This is a genomic window from Methylophaga sp., assembly GCF_030651745.1.
The window spans coordinates 17,879-39,695 of record NZ_JAUSCC010000061.1 but is presented as its reverse complement, the minus strand read 5'-3'; the positions used below and the strand labels follow the sequence as shown (position 1 = coordinate 39,695).

Here is a 21,817-nt window from a genome sequence, read left to right as displayed (position 1 = left end):
GTCGCTTTGGGGCTGATTCAAGCGGCCGGCACTTTGTTGGTGCAGCAACCGACCGCTTGATTTTGATCAAGGATGAGAATGTGTTTCTAACAAGTTGGCAGTAGCAAGCACCTGTTTTGCCAACATTGCTAAACGCATATTCTGGTTCATTGCCGTGGTGCGTAACAGGCGATAAGCTTCGTCCTCACTGCATTGACGTTGTTGCATCAACACACCCTTGGCACGATCGATAATCTTGCGTTCGGCCAGTTTGGTTTCCAGTGATTGAACCTGTTCACGCATCGTTTGTTGTTGCAAAAAGCGATTGCGTGCCGTACTCAGTAACGGCAACACACGGTGTGGTTGCAAACCGTCGACCACGTATGCACTGACCCCAAGCTGAATCGCTTGTTTTTCGACCTGTGCGTCATAGGCATCGGTAAAAATCACCACCGGCATCGGTTGTTGCCTGAGTAACATATCGATAAGTGCCATCATGTCACTATCGCAGTTTCGCACTGCCAGAATGAACATTCCGGTAAATTCGAGTTGCTTCATAGCAAGTTTAGGAAGAGAAGCCGACTGATTGGTCACCTCAAACATGGTGCCGCTCAATTGTTCGACTAATTGCTGTGCAACATCAGAACGGTCGCACACCAATGTGGAATTAAAACTTTGTGTCATGATGTCAGTTGAGTTTCGCATGATTATCCGCAGCATAGTTAATGATAAGAGAAAATACGTTAAGTACCGTATCAATGGCACGGGTGGCCGTTTTAAAATAATCATCCGCTGATAAAGTGATGCCACCCTCAATCAGCACTTGTTGATCAATGGTCTGTAACAATAAATCGGTATCACGTTCAATTTGGTCATTCTGTCCAGCCAAAATCGCAATCAAATATTTATTGCGAATACCGCTAATTTCCCTGAGCAACTCAGCGATCCGGCCGTTAGCGGTTAAACGTTGAAATGACAGCATCATGGTTTCAGCACCACCACCATTACCACGAGCGCATAGGGTTGATCCCACAGCACGCATTTGCCCCAGGGTTTCAGCAGCACGAAGTGTGTCCAGGCAGAGTTCGGATAAGCGAGTGATGTTATCCAGCATAAAATGATGCAGATTGTATAAACGGCTGAGATCATCAAACAACGATAATTGACCTTCAATCATGGCATTGTGTTGACGAATAACCTGATGAGAAGTGAGTTTGCGATCCTGTACCTGTTTTTTCAGGCGAGGCCAGTGATCTACAAACGACAACCATTGCGGGAGTGTTTGCATATCGGTGTTTTCACTGGCGAGGATAAATCGGTCGATTTCCTGTTGCAGGAAAGTTAGTTTACCGATGAGAGATGCGTTACCAGCACAAACGGCACTGCTGGTACCACGATGTTGCTGGCTGAGGTCAATTAATTGCTTGAGACGAACCAGTTCTGAAATGGCATGTTTGATACGCCGTTTATCACGTGAATTCACCGTCCATTGTTTGGTAGCGGCGAAACATGCCGCTACCGTAAATGCACCTGCAATGGTGGGGTTGACTATCATAGCCTGGCTCTCAATTAGGTTTTTTTACCGTTATTCCCAGCTGAAAAGATAACCAGCCAGTAAGCCCAAGGGAGAGATCAACACCAAGAAAAGCAGCTTGAAAAACTCTTTCATTAAATAGAAAAAATCAATCAGATATCCCATGTTGTGGCCTCCTTCGTTGTATGGCAACGTCAAGGGTATTGCATAAGCCATGCCAGAGATTAAATCTTTATTTTTCAATTAGTTAAAATTTCATCTTGTCAAATCATGCATTAAAATGGGCTGTAAGAATCGGACTACCGCTTGTTTTTGGTGCGAAGATCCAAAATAACCTACAAAAAAGCCAGCCCTCATCGGGGCTGGCTTGATTAAACATAAGGACTGTTAGTCATGCATAGCCAGCACAGTTGGTGGCTATGAAAACTCAGCTGGTCCTAGTAGATATCAGAACTTAACCTGTCCATAGACCCAGAACTTCTCGGTATCAACCAAAGATGGGAATTCACTGTCAGCTTTATAATCAGCGTATTTCAGGCCCACTGTGTAATGCTGGTTAAAGGTTTTTTCCAGAGAGATATCCAATTCATTACCGGCATCAAGACTGTCCTTATCCGTTTTAAAATCATGATAGGAAACAATCAGTTTGGCATCCCAAAACACATTGCCCACCACGGTCAGATAAATATCTTTTATGCCCTGAGCAGGTGTATTGAGAAATTGGTCTGCCCACCCCTGGAAAGCATGATTGGTACCGAGTGGTGTTTTAAAGCTGTCAGTACCATCACCTTCCAATACTTCATAAGACAGTTTAGCCATCCAGCCTTTATGTTTGGTTCCCAGTTCTGCTAAATAGTAATTCTGGGCATCCATGGTTCCACCCTTGTAGTCGCTTTGACGCGCATATTCGGCGGTGTACACCAGGTTCCAGGCATCATTAATGGCTGGTGCACCACTGAGTCGCAGACCAAAGGTTTTAGAAGAAATAACGTCAGCATCTTCATATTCAAGCAGATAGCCATAACCTTCCAGTTTGCCAAACGGTAAGCCACTGTACTGAGCGTTAATTAAGTGGGCTTTCACATCAATCACACCATTTTTGATAACACCGGTCGAGATAAGATCGGAATCACGATCATCACCAAAAATGGTGTTGATTTTATTGACATAAGCGTAACTCAACTGCGTATCTGGCAATGAGGTGTTCTGCAAGGAAAATGCATCAAAGGTTTGATGATTCTGCCGCCATAAGACATTACCGATATAACGATGAAATGGTGCATCACGATAGGTAATTTGCTGACGACCGAATTTCGCCACGGTGTCAAAGCCCTGATAACTCAAATACGCCTGATTGACTTCGGTACCATCCGGATCAGCCACCACCGAATACTCGGTTTTACCATTGGTAGTACTGTTGTAATTATCACCACCTAAATCGGTAACATTCTCAAATTCAACAAAAGCACCAAAGCCGTTTAAACGCCCAGTTTCATAGCCTAGAGTTGAACGGACTGTGAATGCATCGGCATCTTTCAGGTCATTATCCTGTTTAACGGATTCGTATCGGGCACGGGCAGAAAAACTGACTTTACCGCCGGTAAGAGCTTCCATAAAGCTGTCTTTTTCAGCAGCGGTTGCCGTGATTGGTAATGTGCCAATCAAGCTCACCATCAACGTCGTTGCAGAATATGTATAAAATTTTGACATGATCCTTCCTTATTTACGGGTCGCAGAAATACGTTTCGGCGACCGAAATATCAAAAAATAGAGATTGATTTGCCACGACGTTGTGGCTGCATACGCGCTGGGCGGTTCGGAGGGAAATGCATCATCGTAAATGCACAGCACTCGTCAATTTGGTTGGGCAGAAATACTTCCTGCCAGAACAACTGTCAGGAGTTTGCTAACAGTTGTTTTAATTCGGGAATGCAGGAGCCACAGTTGGTTCCGGCTTTTAAACAACGGCCAATTTCATCAACTGATTTGGCTTCACCTTTACGGATTGCTTCTTTAATGGTCGTCTCCCCCACCGCAAAACAGGCACAAACCAATTTGCCTTTGTCTTGCTGTCCAGGGCCTGGACGACCTGCCAACAAACTTTGCCTGGCGGCTGCGTCCAGCGTTTGTTCCATAAATAATTGAGACAGCCAGCCACGTTCAGGTAAGTGATGATCGGCAGCCAGAAACATAACGGTTTGTAGCTGGTTATCGAGAATATTTGCCGCGCGATAGCGACCTGCTCGCTGATCACTGAATTCCAGCCATTCACCTTGTTGTTCAGTAAGATTCTGGACCCACTCAAGCGGCTGTTCCACCCAGTTTTCACCGGCCAGTTCATAACGCCAAAACTGTTGGCCTTTAACCTTGACCCAATAGGCCGTTTCAGTAAGGCTCAGTGGTTGACGCGATAAAATAAAACCGTGCCAGCGCGGTAAAAAAGGTCGAACGTTTACCGGCGTGTGCTTGGATTCGGGTTGACCGGAAATCGGATCGGTAATTGGTGCAACCAGAGTATCGACACGTGCCTGTGAAGCAAATTGACCATTCCAGTGAATGGGTACAAAGATACTGCCGGGCCGTTGATCCTGGGTTAAGTTGACCCGTCCGGTCAGTCGTCCCCATTTGCTTTCGACTTGTGCCAGTGCCTTGTTCTGGATCTGCCAATGGCCGGCATCCACCGGATGCATATCAATCATTGGTTCGCTGATATGGGCATTTAATCTGGGTGCCCGACCGGTACGGGTCATGGTGTGCCATTGGTCACGAATACGACCGGTATTAAGCACTAACGGATAGTCATCATCCACTTCGTTTTGCGGATAATGTGGCTCCACTGCAATCATTCTGGCTTTACCAGACGGTGTATAAAAATGATTGTCGGTAAACATCCGGGCAGTGCCTTGCGGGGCATTATCGGTCACCGGCCATTGAATTGGCTGCAACGCCGCATATTCCTGTTCGGTAATATTGGCCAACGCGCTGATATCAAAATCCCGCTGCCCCTGATTTTCAAAGGCTGATAAGGTCGCATGTTCGCGAAACACTTCCACTGCTGTTTCAAACTGAAATTGCTCAGCAAAGCCCATTCGTTTACCGACTTCTTTAAGCATCCACCAATCGGCTTTGGCTTCTCCGGGAGCAGGTAAAAAAGCTCGCTGATGACTGATACGACGTTCTGAATTGGTGACGGTGCCATCTTTTTCACCCCACCCCAAAGCCGGCAATAACACATCGGCATATTCGGTACAGTCGGTTTGTTTCTCAATCTCGGAGACAATAACCAGTTCGCATTGTTTTAATGCTCTTTTGATCTGATCGGCATCCGGTATGCTGACCACCGGGTTGGTTGCCACAATCCAGACCGCCTTGATATCACCTCGCTCGATCGCCTGAAACATATCAATGGTTTTATGACCAGCGGTTTTGGTGAGCCTATCGGTGTTCCAGAAACGTGAAAGGCGTTCATGATGTTCCGGCTTGTCGATTTCCATATGTGCCGCCAGCTGATTACTCAAGCCACCGACTTCACGTCCCCCCATTGCATTGGGTTGTCCAGTGATGGAAAACGGCCCCATGCCCACCTTGCCGATACGACCTGTCGCCAGATGACAGTTAATAATGGCATTACATTTGTCGGTACCACTGGTGGATTGATTGACTCCTTGCGAGAACAGCGTGATGGTTTTTTCGGTTGAGGCAAACAGTTGATAGAACTTTGCCACATCTTCTTCGGACAATTCTGTTTGACGTGCCACTTGCGGAATATTGGCTGCTGTTTTGGCAGCCGAATCGAGTGTAGAAGCAAAACCTTCGACATGCTGTTCAAGATAATGCCAGTCCACACAGTCATGCTGTTTCAGATAATTCAACAATCCATTAAACAGAAACGCATCAGCACCGGGACGCAATGGCAGATGCAAATCGGCAATATCACAAGTCGCTGTTTTACGTGGATCTATTACCACCACTTTCATATTAGGGCGATTTTGCTTAGCTTGAGTAATACGCTGAAACAGCACCGGATGACACCAGGCAGTATTTGAACCGATGATTACCAGCAGATCCGTTTGTTCAAGATCTTCGTAACTGCAAGGCACGGTATCACTGCCAAATGCACGTTTATGGGCGGCAACCGCCGAGGACATGCACAAACGTGAATTGGTCTCGATATTGCCACTACCAATAAAGCCTTTCATCAGCTTATTGGCCATGTAGTAATCTTCGGTCAGGATTTGCCCCGATACATAAAATGCCACCGCATCGGGTCCATGCTCAGCAATGATGTTTTTCAATCTATCGCTGACATGATCCAGTGCACTATCCCAGTCAACCCGCTTACCGTTTACCAGTGGATACAACAGACGATTGTCCAAACCGACAGTTTCACCTAATGCTGAACCTTTAGAACACAAACGCCCGAAATTCGCAGGATGTGCCGGATCACCTTTTATGGCGACCGACCCGTCAGCCAACGGCTCAGCTAAAACGCCGCAGCCAACGCCGCAATAGGGACAAGTTGTTTGTGTTGCATGTTGTGCCAACAGTCAATCCTCAGAGTGAGATGTAAATCAGGCCGTCTTCGACTTTGGTTTCAAATGAACGGGTACATCCTTCATCCGGCCCGGTCGCTTCGCCGCTGCTTAAATCAATCACCCAGTTATGTAATGGGCAAGCAACACGTTTATCGTAAACAATCCCTTGCGATAACGGGCCTTTTTTGTGCGGGCATTGGTCAAACAAGGCAAAGACCTCGTCTGAGCTGGTACGGAAAATGGCCACATCCCCATCTGGTGTGGTCATCACGCGTGAGCCTTTTTGCGGCACACTTTCTACGGGTCCTACTTCAGTCCAATTTTGCATTTGTTCAACCTACTTGCTTGATGGGAATATAGTTTTCGCGCTGTTTGGCAGCATGTTCTGCCCATGGATCATCCTGCGATTTTTCCTGTGATTCATAAAAACGTTGTGCCAGCACTTTGCGATTGTCATGATCGTCAACCACTTTAGCCTGCACACTTTTCAGACCTACCCGTTCAATCCACGGCGCGGTACGTTCCAGATAATGTGCGTCTTCACGGTAAAGCTGCATAAAGGCAGCGCAATATTCCATTGCTTCTTCTTCAGTGGCGACTTTACAGAGGAAATCGGTTGCCCGAACCTTGATACCACCGTTACCACCGACATGTAATTCGTAACCTGAATCCACGCAGACGATACCAAAGTCTTTGATGGTGGCTTCAGCACAGTTACGTGGGCAACCGGAGACCGCAATCTTGAATTTATGCGGGGTCCACGAACCCCAGGTCATTTTCTCGACCTTGATTCCTAAGCCCGTAGAATCCTGCGTACCAAAGCGGCACCATTCAGAACCAACACAGGTTTTGACGGTACGCAAAGATTTGCCGTAGGCATGACCTGAAACAAAACCGGCTTCACTTAGATCGGCCCACATTTTTGGCAGATCGTCTTTTTTCACACCCAACAAATCGATACGCTGACCACCAGTAATTTTGACGGTTGGCACGTTATATTTATCGGAGATATCCGCAATGGCACGTAATTCATTGGCGTTGGTTACTCCACCCCAAATCCGTGGCACGACGGAATAAGTACCATCTTTCTGAATATTGGCATGCACCCTTTCATTGATGAAACGTGATTGCGGGTCATCCTGATAATCCGGCCAGGTGCTGAGCAGATAGTAATTCAGCGCCGGACGACATGAATGACAACCGTCTGGTGTTTTCCAATCCAGTGCCACCATCAAGTCCGGGATAGTTTTCAAATTTTGTTCTTTAATGGCGTTTTTCACTTCGCCATGGCTCATGCTGGTACAGCTACACATGGCTTTTTTACTCGGCGTGTCATTGAAATCACTGCCCAGAGTAGACGCCAGAATTTGTTCTACCAGACCGGTACAGGAACCACACGATGCTGAAGCTTTGGTATGAGCTTTCACTTCGTCCAGTGTAAACAGACTGTGTTTGCTGATGGCTTTGACAATATCGCCTTTGCAGACACCATTACAGCCACAGATCTCAGCATCATCCGGCAGACCATCAACAGAATTGGTCGCACCATGACCGGAATCACCAATATGATGCTGACCAAACAACATGTTTTCCCGAATGCTCGACACATCGGTACCATCACGCATTAACTGGAAGTACCAGGCACCATCAACGGTGTCACCATACAACACCGCACCAATCAGTTTGTCATCCTGAATCACCAGCTTTTTATAGACATGACGGGCAGCATCTTTGAAAACTAAGTCTTCAGTGCTTTCATCACCAATGAAGTTACCTGCGGAAAACAAATCAATGCCGGTGACTTTGAGTTTGGTGGAAGTAATGGAGCTGACATAACGGGCAATACCCATTTGAGCCAGATGATTGGCACAGACTTTGGCCTGTTCAAATAATGGTGCAACTAAACCAAACGTTGCTCCACGATGCTGAACACATTCCCCAACCGCATAAACTTTAGGATCAAAGGTCTGCATGGTGTCATCCACCACGATGCCTCGTTCACAATGGATACCGGCTGATTGAGCTAATTCGATGTTTGGACGAATACCAACCGCCATCACCACTAAATCTGTGTCGATTTCAGTGCCATTTTTAAAGACAATTTTTTCAACACGTTTTTTACCTTCAATCGCTGCAGTTTCATGCGACATCAAGAAGTGCAGCCCTTTGGCCTGCAGTTCATTTAACATCAAATCTGATGCCGGTTTATCCAATTGCTGATTCATTAATACATCAGCGATATGTACCACGGTGACTTCCATACCCTGAATCATCAAACCATTGGCTGCTTCCAGACCCAGCAAACCACCACCGATGACTACAGCTTTCTTATAGGATTTGGCAGTTTCCAGCATGGTATCGACGTCAGCAATATCACGGAAACTGATCACCCCAGGTAGATCACGACCCGGTAACGGCAACATAAATGGACGTGAACCGGTTGCTAATAACAGGCGATCGTATTCAAATACTTCGCCTTCTGCGGTTTCCACTTGGCGTCTGACACGGTTGATATGGGTAATTTTTTTACCGGCATGCAAGGTGATGCCATTATCGATATACCACTGACGGTCATTGATCATGATTTGATCAATGGTTTTATCGCCCGCCAGTACAGGCGACAACATGATACGGTTGTAGTTACCGTAAGGCTCATCACCAAAAACAGTGATGTCGTATTTTTCAGGCGCTAACTTGAGTAATTCTTCCAGTGTGCGAACACCGGCCATACCATTACCAATCAGCACTAATTTTTCTTTCATGGATCGCTCCTGCATTTCGATTAAATATGCTTGAGCAAGCACTGTGCCAACAAGTAACCTATTAATTTAATTAGAAATTAATTTTAAACAGGTAAGTAACATGCGACTTTGTGGTGCAAAATGGTGCGTCACGCACAAAGATGGTGAATTAGGGTTTGCAGATCTGTTAGCCCTCAATAAACGGTAATACGATTTCGCCCTTTCTTCTTGGATTCATACATGGCGTGATCACAGCGTTCGATCAAATGCTCCATACTTTCATCCAGCTGATATTCGGCCACACCGGCACTGATGGTGACATTGACAGTATGGTCTTTGATACGGATCTGGTGCTGGCTGATACTTTCTCTAAGTGTCTCGGCAATTTTGGCAGCATGTTGCTGATCGCAGTTTTCCAACAGCAATAAAAACTCTTCACCACCCCAGCGACATAAAATATCCACATCCCGTACTTTTTGTTTGATGAGACGGCTGACAGATTTGAGTACCTGATCACCAAACTGGTGGCCATATTTATCGTTGACCGACTTAAAATGATCGATGTCGAGCACGATCATCGATAAAGGCCAATCCTTACGCAGCGCTGTTTTTTGTGCCTTATTAAAGACCCAATCAAACACCTGCCGGCTGGTGGCACCAGTTAATTTATCTTTGGTGGCCATTAATTCAAGTCGGCGCTGATAACCACGTAAAGTGAAATGAGCAACCAGTAATACACAAATACTGACCGCTAGGGAAACCGCAATATTGATCCACAAAGCCGTTTCAATTCGGTCAGTGGCCGGATCATTGATTTGTTCAATAATCAAAAACCAGTCGAACTCAGGTACCAGGCGACTATTTAAATAGATAGTATTACCATCCTTAGCCGCATAGCTCACTGAAGCACTCGGGTTACTGAGGATTTGGACAAATAGTTGATCTAAACCCGCTTTATTCTGCAGATAAATATCATCCTGAAACTGACTGCTACGCAGCGTGATTTCACCCTGTCGATCGACAAAATAGATTTCCCGACCATAACGGCGTTGATAGTTTTCAATTAACTGAGCCACAACCTCCATTGATAAGCCAACACCGGTCACACCAACCAAATCTCCTTGTTGATTGATAACCCGATAATTAACAAAAATACTCATCCGACTGGGGGCTGCAGTATCCCAATCAATATTAATATCGTAATCGGTGTTGAGCTGGCGGGCTTTGAAATACCAGCTGTCAGCTGGATCCGTTTCATCCACCTGTTTGATAATGCCTTTTGGATGATAATAATTGCGGGTTTTTTCCGAGACAAAAAACGCTGTGATGGTGTTGTATTTACGTTGGATTTGCGCCAGATATTCGGCTAAACGTTGCGGATCTTGTTCGCCTGTCTCAGCCCAGTTAATCAGGAATGTATCATTGGCCATCAATGACGAAATCAATAACGGCTGCAACAGATCACGCTGAATTTCGGAATAAATGTTGTCACTGGTCAGGGGCAGCATCTGTTTTTGCAGCTGTTCACTGGTGGAATCACGAGCGACAAAATAGCCAATCAGACTGGTAGCCATAAAACCAAGTAACACCAGCGAACTGATTGTCAGCGTAAAAATCCGTTTACTACTCTGCATTTAAAAGGCTCGTTTATAAAACAAAGCTTTCAATCATAAAGAATTTAAGGACAGGATCCTAGCGCCTTTAACGTTTCCCCAAACAGGAAGGTTAAACCAACTTTAATTTTTTGTTAGGGCCTGTGTTTCGTCGGTAGTTAATTCTGGAGGTTGCATATGCAGAACTTTCGATTGGATAAATTGATGCATATCCAGATAACGAGCATGCAGGGACTGAAGATTTTCCTGACCGTTTTGTTTTCTACCTGCTTGATAGAGTTTAATGGTCATGGTCATCAGGTGGTGAAAGCTACGATATTTCTCTCTTAAAATTTGCAGGCATTCCTTATCAATCAGTTGTAAATTTTCCGATCGTTCCAGCCAGACTCCGCAATGCGACTGTTTGAGCGAGATGATTGACCAAGAGGAGCTATCGGTATCGTCACCATCGACGGCAAAACGCCTTTCCAGGCTCTCGACACTTAATTCTAAATACAGACAGAACAGGTTCAATTGGGTCCATTTCACATGTTGACGGTGATAACGGTATTTGTGCCAGTCGACAGGCAAGCAAAAATGTTGATGCCAGAAAGGCAGCTCAGCGACCGGCATGGGTTTGGCAATCACATATCCCTGTGCAAACTCACAGCCCATGGAAAGCAATATTTGCCCGTGACGAAGAGATTCAACCCCTTCAGCAATTACCTCCAGATCAAACGATCTGGCCAGTGCAATAACCCCTTCAACGATTTTGCAATCATCCACATCCACCAGCATATTGCGCACAAATGTCTGATCAATTTTTACGGCAGATACCGGTAAAGTACGGATATGACTGAGTGATGAATAGCCTGTACCAAAATCATCCAATACCGTTTTGATATTAAATTCATTTTTGCAGCGACGCACCACATCGACTATCAAACTTAGATCATCTAAGGCATGACTTTCCAGGATTTCAAATTGAAAATGCTGTAAATCTACTTCGGGAAATTCAGCAATGATCTCTCCCAGCCGTTGTAAAAAGCCATTAAAACCCAGATGGTAGGCCGACAAGTTAATACTGATATGCCAATGGTGATTTTGATTCTGCCATTGCTGTAAGTGCATCAGGGCTTGCCGGATAACCCACTCACCTAACTGTATCTCCAGCATCGTGCCATTGATTAAAGGCAAAAACTGTTGTGGAAATAACATGCCCTGCTCGGGATGTTGCCAACGGATAAGCGCTTCGTATCCCACAACTTCACCAGTACACATACTGATTTTCGGTTGCATGAACAGCTGGAACTCATTTTCTGTCAGTGCACGTCGTATTGCATACAACTGTTCGGTTTTTTCATCGCGCCAACCTTCCTTGCCCATTTCATACATACGAAATGTTTTCTTGCCATCCAGCTTAGCTTTATAAAGGGTTTGATCGGCATGCTCTATCAAGGTCTGCATGGAACCCTGATCAAATGGATAAACCGTATAACCAATGGATGCACTGATGCGAATGAAGTGTTTTCCAATTTTATAAGGTCGGCTAAGCTCCTCAGTTAATCTGTGCAGTAATAATTCGCAATCCTGACGGTTCTGGATTTCGCCAAGCAAAATAACAAACTCATCCCCACCATAGCGGGAAACCGTATCATCCTGCCGCAATATGGTTTTTATACGCTGTGAGACTTCAATTAATAATTCATCACCGATGTTATGTCCCAACTCGTCATTTACCGGCTTGAAATTATCTAAATCAAGAAAACAGATTGCCAGCAAGCTTTGGGTCCGGTTGCTGTGAGCAATGGCCTGTTCAAACCGGTCCGCGAGTAGATTTCGATTGGGTAAAGCCGTTAACGCATCATAATGAGCAAGTCGTTCCAATTCAGCCTGATGCTGCTTAAGCATGGTAATGTCAGAGACCAATCCCAAATGAAACAACTCTCCAGTTTGCGGATCACTGGTGCGGTGAATCGTCAAAACCTCGGCATAAAATGAACCGTCTTTTTTGCGATTCCACACCTCTCCCCGCCAAAAATCATTTTGGATAAGGCTTTGCCACATTTCACTGTAAAATTCTTTGCTTTGCTTGCCGGAGCTTAAAATATTGGGGCGATTGCCAATCAATTCATCTCTGCTGTAGCCGGTGATTTCACATAATGTTTCGTTTACATCAACGATGATATTATCGGCATTGGTAATGATGATGCCTTCATGAACGCGATTAAACAGTAATTCCAATAGCGAGTGTCTTTGATACATTTGTAAGGCGCTCACAGGAAAAATCCCTTTTATAACCATTATTTTTTCATGGTTTTTAGCACAGCCACATCATGTTAAGCAAATTTTCGCTGATCAATTTCACAAAAACATAAAAAAAGCCGGTTAAATCAACCGGCTTTTTTGTTTGGAAATGCAGCTAACGTTATTCAGCCATGTTCCAGATGTGAGAAACCACTTCCCAGTCACCGGCATCGTTCTGCTGTAAAACAGTCATCAATACACCTTGGAAAGTCAGTGTCTGACCATCTTCAGCTTCCACATCTGCTGACCAGTTAGCCAGTTGGCTGATTTGTCCATCAGCTGAATATGTGGCGATAGTATCGATTTGATGGTTATGTAAGCCATTTTCGAAAAAGCCTTGAAACAATGCAGCGATGTCCTGTTGCCCATTCAATACATTGCCATCACCTGGTGATAATGTGGCCTGTGATGCATAAAGTCCGGCTAAGGCTTCAACATCACTATTATTAAAAGCAGTGTTCCATTGTTCATTGGCAGAGCTCACCACTTCCTGCACATCATAGTCTGCAGCAGGATTACTGCATGCACTGACAGCCAGCACAATAAGACCTAAGGGTAAAAAACGTTTTAATACTTTCATTACGAACTCCTTTGTTGATTCTTTATGGCGACAGTCTAATTTTCAAAAACATGCCGTTGTTGATAAATTTTTTGCAGTAGAGTCATTAAATGCACGGCTTCAGATTCTGTTAATGCCTGCATCAATTGATTGACTCGTTGATAATAACCAGGCATTACCTCATCAAGTTTAGCCTGGCCCAAAGCAGTCAAACGAATCTGGATCTGACGACGGTCGTGTTTCGCATGGACACGGCTGATAAGTTTTTCGCGTAATAAACCATCCAACAATCCAGTCATGGTGGCCCGTGAAACACCTGCTTTTTCAGCCAAAACAGAGGGTGTTGAACTCAGATTATCCTCACGCATCAGCAACAGTAAAACCCACCATCTTCCCTGTAACAAGTCATATTCAGCTAAATAACTGTTTAAACCGTGCGACAAATCTGTGCCCACACGTAACAGATTCAAAAATGTAATGACACTTTTGATATCGGTTTGTGGATAGCGAGCTGCAAATTTCTGCATGATCTCAGCGTTTGGAATATCTTTGACTTGTAACATAGCAGCCAGCTTATAGTTAGCTGCCTTACTATGTCAACTGTAATTAATAACGTCATTTTTTTAAATGGTGCTATATTTGAAGCAGAATTTAACAATCCTGTTTAACGAGACAACACCTTTGATTTTTATTGATAACCCACGGATTTTTTTAACTGAAATCACTCAGCAGAGGTCGTTACCTCTGGAAAACCTCTATTGCCGATAATATGGTGAGTCCTGTGGTTGAAAAATCCATTTTTAAAATACGCTGGCCTGTTAACAGCAAATTATGGCTATACACCTTATTGATCATCGTGTTGACGCTGCTGGTGATTTATCACAACTATCAACAGCAGTTATCCGCCTATTCTTCGCAAGTAAACCAACAAATTGCTCAGCGTAATCAACTACTTGCTTTAATGCAGGCCCAGTTACTTGAATCAAAACTGGAAGCAATAGACCAAACATTGAAGTTAATAAGTTCGCATCCGGATTTTGTAAGTGATCCTGAACCGCAAACCTATCTGCTCAGGCAATACTCCACCAATAATCCAGAAATGCAGGCTTTATTGCATATTAGTGCTGATGGACTGTTACGGTATCCGCAACACCTGCGCGGTCCACTGGATTTATCCGGGCGGGATTATTTTGTCGTGCATAAGACAACTAAAACTGACAAAGTCTACACCACTAAACCCATGTTACCTGGCCGCGGACATGATGATCCGGTGATGGTTATCAGTCGTGGTCTATATGATACGGAAGACAATTTTCAAGGTGTGATTGCAGCGGTTATCGATATCAAAACATTTTCGCTGGCATTGAGTGGAATCAGTGTAAATGCCCAGCTATTTTCATCAATCGTGCATGAAGAAGGTGAAATAGTTTTTCGGGTACCTTTTCAGAATTTCGAGCCCGGACAAACACTGGACTATGTTACCGAACGCATCAAAACAGACAGATTACCTCTCTCCGGGGAAGGGATTTATCAACGTTCTAATGGCGATTATTACCAGTTTGCTTATCAGACATTGCCCAAATGGCGGCTACACGTGTTTGTTGGAGAAAATCGAGCTGTAGTGGACGAATTGCTTGCTATATACAAATTTTCGCACTTGCGTAACAGCATTTTAACCTCGTTATCGTTGGTTCTGCTGATTCTGACGACAGCATGGTTAATTGGACGTCGTCTGGAAATAAACCAGCAGCTTATCGAAAGTAAAGCCGCCCTTCAGCAGAGTTATCAGCGTAATCAGGCCATTATTAAAGCAATTCCGGATCTGCTGTTTACCATTGATAGAAGTGGCAAAATTATTGACTTTGAACAAGGTGAGAGCGTGCCATTGCTGTTGCCTGAAGAAGAGTTTATCAATAAGCATGTCAGTCAGACATTACCTGACTTTCTGGCACAGCGGACTTTACAGGCATTACACAAAACCCTCGATGAAGGCGAAAGCGATTACTTTGAATACGAATTGAACCTGACAGGTAATCAGCATTTTTTCATGGCCAGAACCTCGCCCCTTAATCAAAACAGAATGCTGGTAGTGGTTATTGATATTACCGAGCGTAAAAAATCAGAAATTGCTTTGCAATGGCAAGCCACACATGACAGCCTGACCAAGTTGCCTAATCGGGTATTGTTTTATGATCGGCTGAATCAGGCTATTGCTGAATCCGCAAGATACAAGCAACCCTTCTGTCTGCTTTACATTGACCTGAATGACTTCAAAGCCGTCAACGATACCTATGGCCATTTAAATGGTGATTTGTTGCTGATCCTGGTCGCTCAGCGTATTCGTGAAGCCATCCGCGAATCCGATACGGCAGCCCGACTGGCCGGTGATGAATTTGCCATCATTATTAATCACAGCAACATTGATGAAGCCCAGCAAGTGACCGAAAAACTGCGTCAGCAATTAGCGATCGAATATGAACTCAATGATGGTGTGGTACTGAATATCAGTGCCAGTATTGGTATTGCCTGTTACCCCCATCATGGCAAAAATGTCGACGAACTGATTTCCTATGCAGATGACACGATGTATCACGACAAACGTTCATCAACTGCAGAGACTTCATGAGCGAGACACGGCTCTGAAAGATAAACGGCCCCCTATGGTAAGCTGACAGTTATGAATTCACAGATTGAAAAACTCGGCCGCCAACTGAATAAAACGCTTGAAGATATCGATCAACAAGCCAGTAAATGGGTTGCCCGCAGTCTTGATAAACATTTGAGTGTTGGTATTACCGGTTTCAGTGGCAGTGGTAAATCGACTTTTATCACCAGCCTGATTCATCAGCTCAAATATTCCAACCATGCCCATCTGGGTGGATTCCTGCCTGCCCGAGATGAACGTTTACTCGGTGTTGAAATACAGCCGCTGGATGACTTACCTATGTTTGACTATCAACAGGGAATCCAGGCCTTAGCAGATGAACCGCCACAATGGCCTCCTTCCACGACAAATATCAGTGGTTGCCGTTTAGTTATTGAATACAAGAAAAAATCGATGATGCCAACGTTTACCGGCGAAACCCGTCGCTTTACGCTGGAATTACGCGACTATCCGGGAGAATGGTTGCTGGATCTCGCTATGTTGCAACAGGATTACCGGCAATGGAGTATCGACACTGCGGCGCTTTGCTCCAAAGGCATACGTCATCAATTGGCTGAAGAACTGCTTGACGATCTGACTGCATTAGACCCACTGGCGGACTTTGATGAACAGCATATTGATGCGTTATATGTCCGTTATCGAAATTTTCTGCTGACCTGTAAAACCGCTGGTTTGACCTTTATTCAACCCGGCCGGGCTTTATTAGCTGACAGCGAAGACTTTCCGGTGTTTATTCCTTTATTTAATCTGCAAACGCTTTCGGAACATCAATTAAACAAAGCCTCTGATGATTCTTTATATAAGGTCATGCAGCAACGTTATAAAACGTATCTAAAAGCGTTTGTTCAACCGTTTTATAAAACCTTTTTCCGTGGCATTGATCGCCAGGTTGTTTTAATCGATGTATTAAAAGCGCTTAGCGGCGGCAAGGAAAAGTTTGATGACATGGTGATCGCGTTCAGCCGAATCATTGATTGCTATCGTGTTGGAAACAATGCGTTTCTGAACCGGCTATTCAGCCCTCAAGTAGAAAAGATCCTGTTTCTGGCATCCAAACCGGACCGTATTTTAATGAATCAGCATGAAGCCTTACGCCGCTTGTGTGATGAAATCATTAGCCACATTTGCCCGCAATCGGTGAGAAATCGGATCGAGATTGAAACCGAAATTGCCGCTGCTGTACGCAGCACAAATGATCATAATGATCACCTTACAGCCAGACTGTTAGATGGACAGTTTGGCGAGTTACGTCATCCGCCTATTCCCGATCAACTTCCTGACTCAGCTCAATGGCAGCAACTCTCGCAATGGAAACCACCGGTACTTCGAGCACCTGTAAACCCCGATTTACTGATAGGTGGACGGCTGGCACATATCCGGATGGATAAAGTCTTACGGGATCTGATTGGAGATAAATTTTAATGAGTTCCAATGACGATTTTTTCAAAGCGAAACCGACGCAAACCAGCGACCCTGCGACACACAAAACTGAAACCTTTTTCAAAGCGGTTGCTGAAACAAACGAAGTCATTGTGCCCGACTCGATTGAGGCCGATCCGTTAACCGATTTTGATGAAGGTTTGCTGATTCCCCCCCGCCGTAATCGAGGACTGAAGTGGTTGATTGCCACCTTATTTGTCGTATTAGTGATTATGCTGGCATGGGATATTGCCGATTTAGCTCAAACGCTCTGGCAACAAAGTCGTGTGCTGGGAATAACGTTCAGTGCTTTTGCTTTGTTTCTGGCCGGATTAGTGATGCAACAATTGCTGGTATTTCGCCGTAATCAGAAACAACTGAAACAGGCAGATTCGATCCGTGAAGAGGCTGCAAGGTTAGTTCATGAACAACATATCGGTCATGCCAAAAAATGGCTGCATTCTCTTGAGCAATTCTATGAAGATCAACCTCAAGCCGAATTACTAACCCCGTGCATTCAACGGCTGCCTGATTATTTAAATGATGGTGAAGTCGTTCATCGTATTAGTGAAGACTTTTACAAACAGCTCGACAAACAAGCCATTAATGTCATCGAACGCACCAGCATAAGCAGTGCAGCAATGATTGCAGTCAGTCAATTGGCGGTAGTGGATTCGTTGTTGGTGGTTTGGAAAACGCTGAAGATGATCAATCAGATCAATATGATTTATGGGGTGAGATTAAATCGACTGGCGCAATGGCGTTTGAACTTGCGTGTCGCCAAAATTGCTTTGGGCAGTTATGCCAGTCAGGCCGGTATCAGTTTCTTTTCCGAACAGGTCGGTATTGGTTTAGGTGGGAAAATACTTGGCAGTGTGGCACAAGGATTTGGTGTCGGTTTATATCAGGCCCGAATTGGAATCAGCGCCATGCAACAAATCCGCCCTGTTGCATTCAGCCAGGATGAAAAGCCTAAAATTAATATGTTTGCCAATCTGTTAAGACGCGATTTAACCAAACTGACAGCAGACAACGATTAAGCTTTAGATTGTTTCGGCGATACTGGCTCCGCTTTAATGTGATTAGAGCCGAATATATGGACACCATTACGTCCGGCAGATTTGACTTCGTACAAGGCAAGATCCGCTTTTTTGGTCAATTCACTGACAGTTTCGGTTTCTAAATCACCTGAGAAAATCGCTACCCCAATACTCAAGGTAATTCGGAAATCATGGGTGTGCACATGTAACGGTTGTGACACAGTTTCCAGAATATGTTCAGCAACCACTTTGGCATCATCCGGCTTTTTAATCTCGGTCAGCAGAATCACAAATTCATCACCACCAACTCGGCTCAAGGTATCGGTCTGCCGTAAACAATGCGTCATCCTGTCTGCTACCGCTTTAAGGATTTCATCACCTACATCATGTCCATGTGTATCGTTGATTTGTTTGAAATGATCAACATCCACAAACATCAACGCTATCGGATACCCCACCCGTTTGGCATGCGCCAATGTATGGCCGATACGTTCATCAAATAAACGTCGATTCGGCAGGCCTGTCAAAGTATCGTGGTATGCCATTTGCCGAATGCGATCCGATTCCGACTTGCGTGCCGTCACATCTTCAATTTGCGAGATAAAGTGAATAACTTCACCTTTTTCATTACGCACCAAAGACACACTCAGCAATACAAATATGACATCACCTGTTTTATGGAAATAACGTTTCTCCATTTGATAATGCTCAAGATCACCATTGAGCAATTTCTGTATATATTCCAAATCCAGATCCAGATCATCCGGATGTGTGACATCAACAAATGTTCTTTCATTCAACTCGGCTTCACTGTAGCCAAGCATTCGACACAGCGCACCATTTACTTCTAACCAGCGGCCGTCCAATCCGACAATGGCCATGCCGATTGCTGCGGTATCAAATGCATTACGGAAGCGTTCTTCACTCTGCTGCAAAGCTAATTCAGCTTGTTTACGCCAGGAAATATCTGTCTTGGTTCCAATAACGCGAATCGCATTATTTTCAGCATCCCGCTCGCCCACCGTGGCACTGCCGAGCATCCACTTCCAGCTGCCATCTTTAGACTGAATACGATGTTCATTACGGTATTCAGGCTTTTCACCGCTGAGCATACGGTTGATATCAGCAGTAACCCGTTCAATATCCTGAGGATGAACCAGCTTGAGCCAGTGCTCCATCTTGCCCACTATGTCGCCCGGCTTATAACCCAACATTGCCAGTAATTTGTCTGAAAATATCACAACATTTTTAGGAACATTCCAGTCCCAAACGCCCGCGCCACTGCCTTCCAATGCATGTTTCCAGCGTTGTTCCGTTTCCAGAATAGTTTTTTGATGTTGCCAGTCTTCGGTAATGTCATAACTCACACCAACCAACGAGAGAATTTGTCCGGCTTCGTTGAAATATAGCTCGGCTGAAGTGTGAAGCATCCGGATTTCGCTACGATGACGGATCCTGAAGCGAATCTCCATGGTTTTATGTTGTTGCATGGATTGTTCTACGGCGATCCGAAATGCCAGCAAATCCGCCTCATGGATCAGTTTTTCAAATTCGGTATATTCCAACTTTTCAGTATCAGACTTTAAGCCAAAAACCTTGCTTGCCATTTTATCGAGCAGAATCTGATTACTCTCGACTTCCCATTCCCAAATCGCAATTTCAGCCGCTTCAGTGGCTAGTGCCAATCGCCGGGCATTTTGCCGGTAAGATTTGGTCATCTGAGTGGCTATCCGGATGGCATTTGCCCGACTATTGGCAATGGCTGCAATCACCAAAGCAAATAATAATGAAATAACAGTGCCAATAAGCCAGATTACAGATTCGTTACTGCGTGAAACATGATTGGCAAATTCAAGGTCCGGCTGTCCGATAAAAGACCAGGTACGTCCGCCAATGTCATAGCTTTTTTGTAAACTGAATTTTATCTTGGAGGCTGTGCCAGTTTGGGAGAACAACAATCCATCAGACTTTTCATCAGCATCATCGTAGATTTCTAATAACCCGACATTGGTATGGGTAGCTAATACATCCTTCAATACATCATCAATGCGAAACACGGCATACACCCAACCGGAGTGAAGAGTTCGCAACTCAACGGGTACATCGGATTCGCTGGGATCAATAAATACCGGCAGATACATCAATAAACCATTAATGGTAGCCGTCGAACCATCCTGTTTTAACAAAACTTTCTCAGTGAGTGTGGATTCACCAGTTAAGATGGCTCGATCCATCGCGTCCTTGCGAGTAGGGTCAGAATACATATCAAAACCTAATGCCCGTACGTTTTTGCTGGTCATGGGTTCGATATAAAGATTAGCGGAATACTGATCACGCTGACCTGACGGGAAAATATCGTAATCGGTCAATCCGGATTGTTTGACGGCATTGATATGTATTTGCTTATGTTCCGGTGCAATGGCAACAACGTAGCCAAGCCCCTGAATGCCATGATAATTCTCTTCGAGTTTTAAGCTCTGATAAAAGTTGGCAAAATCTTCACGTGATAAATCAGGAGAAACATAAAACAAGCCCTGAGTAGCCCGTAACATTTCACCATAGGCATTTACTTTACCGACAACGGCATCCACTGCCTGGTTAAACATTAATGTATAGGCAGCTTCCAGCCGGACGTACTCTGTCTCGGCAATTTTTCCTGCAACGAAAAATGTCACTACCAAACCTGATAGTAACGCCAATAATGACGTTACTAATGTAAAAGGCCTGAGCAATAAACTTTGATTAGTGCGAATAATCAGCTCCATTTAAAGCAGATAAATTTAATAACATGTAGCTCATTACTCAGAACTTTAACAATAGATTCGAACAGTTATTGACTAATAATTCGGCCACATCATTTTTGCTTAATTCTGCCACCAAGCAACTTATAAAGAAACTGTACTAGAAGCAAACACAAAACCGAAGGTATTTCATCACAATACATTCGATCCAGAGCCGCATTTCTGGCCGGGTATCGAATAACGTTATAGTGCTCATGTGAAACTCGTGATAAGCTCAATTCTGGTCAGTTCTGGCCAGGTATCAAACCAACGGAGGGATGTATGAAACAAAAATTATTCGCCTGGATAGCTTTACTGGGCTTTTTTGGCAGCGTCACCTTACCCGCTCAAGCGGCCATGATCAGCACGCCTGATGTCATTCAATCACAACAATCTCAATACGATCGTGAACAGTTGTTTTCAATGCTGGATCGTGATGATGTTCAAGAAAAATTAGTCTCCATGGGTGTTGCTCCAGAATTAGTACAAGAACGTATCAACAGCATGACTGACTTTGAAATAGCTCAGTTAAATCAACAAATTAATGATATGCCCGCTGGTGGTATTCTTGGTGTTATTGTGCTGATATTTGTAGTGTTTGTTATTACTGATGCTATCGGTGCAACTGATATCTTCCCATTTGTAAGACCGGTCAGATAATTCTTT

16 protein-coding genes are annotated in these 21,817 nt (G+C 44.5%); 4 read left to right on the top strand and 12 right to left on the bottom strand.

Annotated features, from left to right (window positions below; all coding sequences use genetic code 11):
• Nucleotides 1-66 precede the first annotated feature (66 nt).
• From Q7V21_RS07270 to Q7V21_RS07220, 11 genes are all read right to left on the bottom strand, one after another.
• The gene (locus Q7V21_RS07270) at nucleotides 67-684 is read right to left on the bottom strand and encodes an ANTAR domain-containing response regulator (protein ID WP_304916645.1); all 618 of its coding nucleotides are present in this window, start codon (nucleotides 682-684) and stop codon (nucleotides 67-69) included.
• Entirely contained in the window at nucleotides 668-1,534 is an 867-nt protein-coding gene (locus Q7V21_RS07265; protein ID WP_304916644.1) for a nitrate- and nitrite sensing domain-containing protein, read from the bottom strand. Before Q7V21_RS07265 ends, Q7V21_RS07270 begins: the two co-directional genes overlap by 17 nt.
• A gap of 30 nt (nucleotides 1,535-1,564) precedes the next feature.
• Nucleotides 1,565-1,756 carry a hypothetical protein gene (locus Q7V21_RS07260; RefSeq protein WP_304916643.1) on the bottom strand — a complete coding sequence of 64 codons (192 nt, stop codon included), beginning with the start codon at nucleotides 1,754-1,756 and terminating at the stop codon, nucleotides 1,565-1,567.
• Between the two features lie 204 nt (nucleotides 1,757-1,960).
• Nucleotides 1,961-3,223 carry a hypothetical protein gene (locus Q7V21_RS07255; protein ID WP_304916642.1) on the bottom strand — a complete coding sequence of 421 codons (1,263 nt, stop codon included), beginning with the start codon at nucleotides 3,221-3,223 and terminating at the stop codon, nucleotides 1,961-1,963.
• Between the two features lie 185 nt (nucleotides 3,224-3,408).
• Nucleotides 3,409-6,057 carry a nitrate reductase gene (locus tag Q7V21_RS07250; RefSeq protein WP_304916641.1) on the bottom strand — a complete coding sequence of 883 codons (2,649 nt, stop codon included), beginning with the start codon at nucleotides 6,055-6,057 and terminating at the stop codon, nucleotides 3,409-3,411.
• A gap of 10 nt (nucleotides 6,058-6,067) precedes the next feature.
• Nucleotides 6,068-6,376 carry a nitrite reductase small subunit NirD gene (gene nirD, locus Q7V21_RS07245; RefSeq protein WP_304916640.1) on the bottom strand — a complete coding sequence of 103 codons (309 nt, stop codon included), beginning with the start codon at nucleotides 6,374-6,376 and terminating at the stop codon, nucleotides 6,068-6,070.
• A 4-nt stretch (nucleotides 6,377-6,380) separates the two neighbouring features.
• Nucleotides 6,381-8,810 (bottom strand): nitrite reductase large subunit NirB, encoded by a 2,430-nt coding sequence (gene nirB, locus Q7V21_RS07240; protein ID WP_304916639.1) that lies wholly within the window; start codon nucleotides 8,808-8,810, stop codon nucleotides 6,381-6,383.
• Between the two features lie 173 nt (nucleotides 8,811-8,983).
• Nucleotides 8,984-10,423, bottom strand: a complete 1,440-nt coding sequence (locus tag Q7V21_RS07235; RefSeq protein WP_304916638.1) for a diguanylate cyclase — start codon at nucleotides 10,421-10,423, stop codon at nucleotides 8,984-8,986.
• Nucleotides 10,424-10,525: 102 nt separating this feature from the next.
• On the bottom strand, nucleotides 10,526-12,661 hold the full coding sequence (locus tag Q7V21_RS07230; protein WP_304916637.1) for a bifunctional diguanylate cyclase/phosphodiesterase: 2,136 nt from the start codon (nucleotides 12,659-12,661) through the stop codon (nucleotides 10,526-10,528).
• A gap of 148 nt (nucleotides 12,662-12,809) precedes the next feature.
• Entirely contained in the window at nucleotides 12,810-13,268 is a 459-nt protein-coding gene (locus Q7V21_RS07225; protein ID WP_304916636.1) for an SgcJ/EcaC family oxidoreductase, read from the bottom strand.
• Nucleotides 13,269-13,303: 35 nt separating this feature from the next.
• Nucleotides 13,304-13,810, bottom strand: coding sequence for a MarR family winged helix-turn-helix transcriptional regulator (locus Q7V21_RS07220; protein WP_304916635.1), 507 nt, complete (start codon nucleotides 13,808-13,810; stop codon nucleotides 13,304-13,306).
• 218 nt (nucleotides 13,811-14,028) lie between these two features.
• Here Q7V21_RS07220 and Q7V21_RS07215 point away from each other — a divergent pair, with 218 nt between their 5' ends.
• The 3 genes from Q7V21_RS07215 to Q7V21_RS07205 are packed head-to-tail and all read left to right on the top strand — an operon-like array spanning nucleotide 14,029 to nucleotide 18,371.
• Nucleotides 14,029-15,873 (top strand): diguanylate cyclase domain-containing protein, encoded by a 1,845-nt coding sequence (locus tag Q7V21_RS07215; protein WP_304916634.1) that lies wholly within the window; start codon nucleotides 14,029-14,031, stop codon nucleotides 15,871-15,873.
• Between the two features lie 51 nt (nucleotides 15,874-15,924).
• Nucleotides 15,925-17,334 carry a YcjX family protein gene (locus tag Q7V21_RS07210; protein WP_304916633.1) on the top strand — a complete coding sequence of 470 codons (1,410 nt, stop codon included), beginning with the start codon at nucleotides 15,925-15,927 and terminating at the stop codon, nucleotides 17,332-17,334.
• The gene (locus Q7V21_RS07205; RefSeq protein WP_304916632.1) at nucleotides 17,334-18,371 is read left to right on the top strand and encodes a TIGR01620 family protein; all 1,038 of its coding nucleotides are present in this window, start codon (nucleotides 17,334-17,336) and stop codon (nucleotides 18,369-18,371) included. The genes Q7V21_RS07210 and Q7V21_RS07205 overlap by 1 nt, the downstream gene beginning before the upstream one ends.
• On the opposite strand, the gene Q7V21_RS07200 is transcribed toward Q7V21_RS07205, so the two are convergent.
• Nucleotides 18,368-21,136 carry a PAS domain S-box protein gene (locus Q7V21_RS07200; RefSeq protein WP_304916631.1) on the bottom strand — a complete coding sequence of 923 codons (2,769 nt, stop codon included), beginning with the start codon at nucleotides 21,134-21,136 and terminating at the stop codon, nucleotides 18,368-18,370. The genes Q7V21_RS07205 and Q7V21_RS07200 overlap by 4 nt on opposite strands.
• A 297-nt stretch (nucleotides 21,137-21,433) precedes the next feature.
• Between Q7V21_RS07200 and Q7V21_RS07195 the strand changes: the two genes are divergently transcribed.
• Nucleotides 21,434-21,811 (top strand): DUF6627 family protein, encoded by a 378-nt coding sequence (locus Q7V21_RS07195; RefSeq protein ID WP_069296942.1) that lies wholly within the window; start codon nucleotides 21,434-21,436, stop codon nucleotides 21,809-21,811.
• The last annotated feature ends 6 nt before the right edge of the window (nucleotides 21,812-21,817 follow it).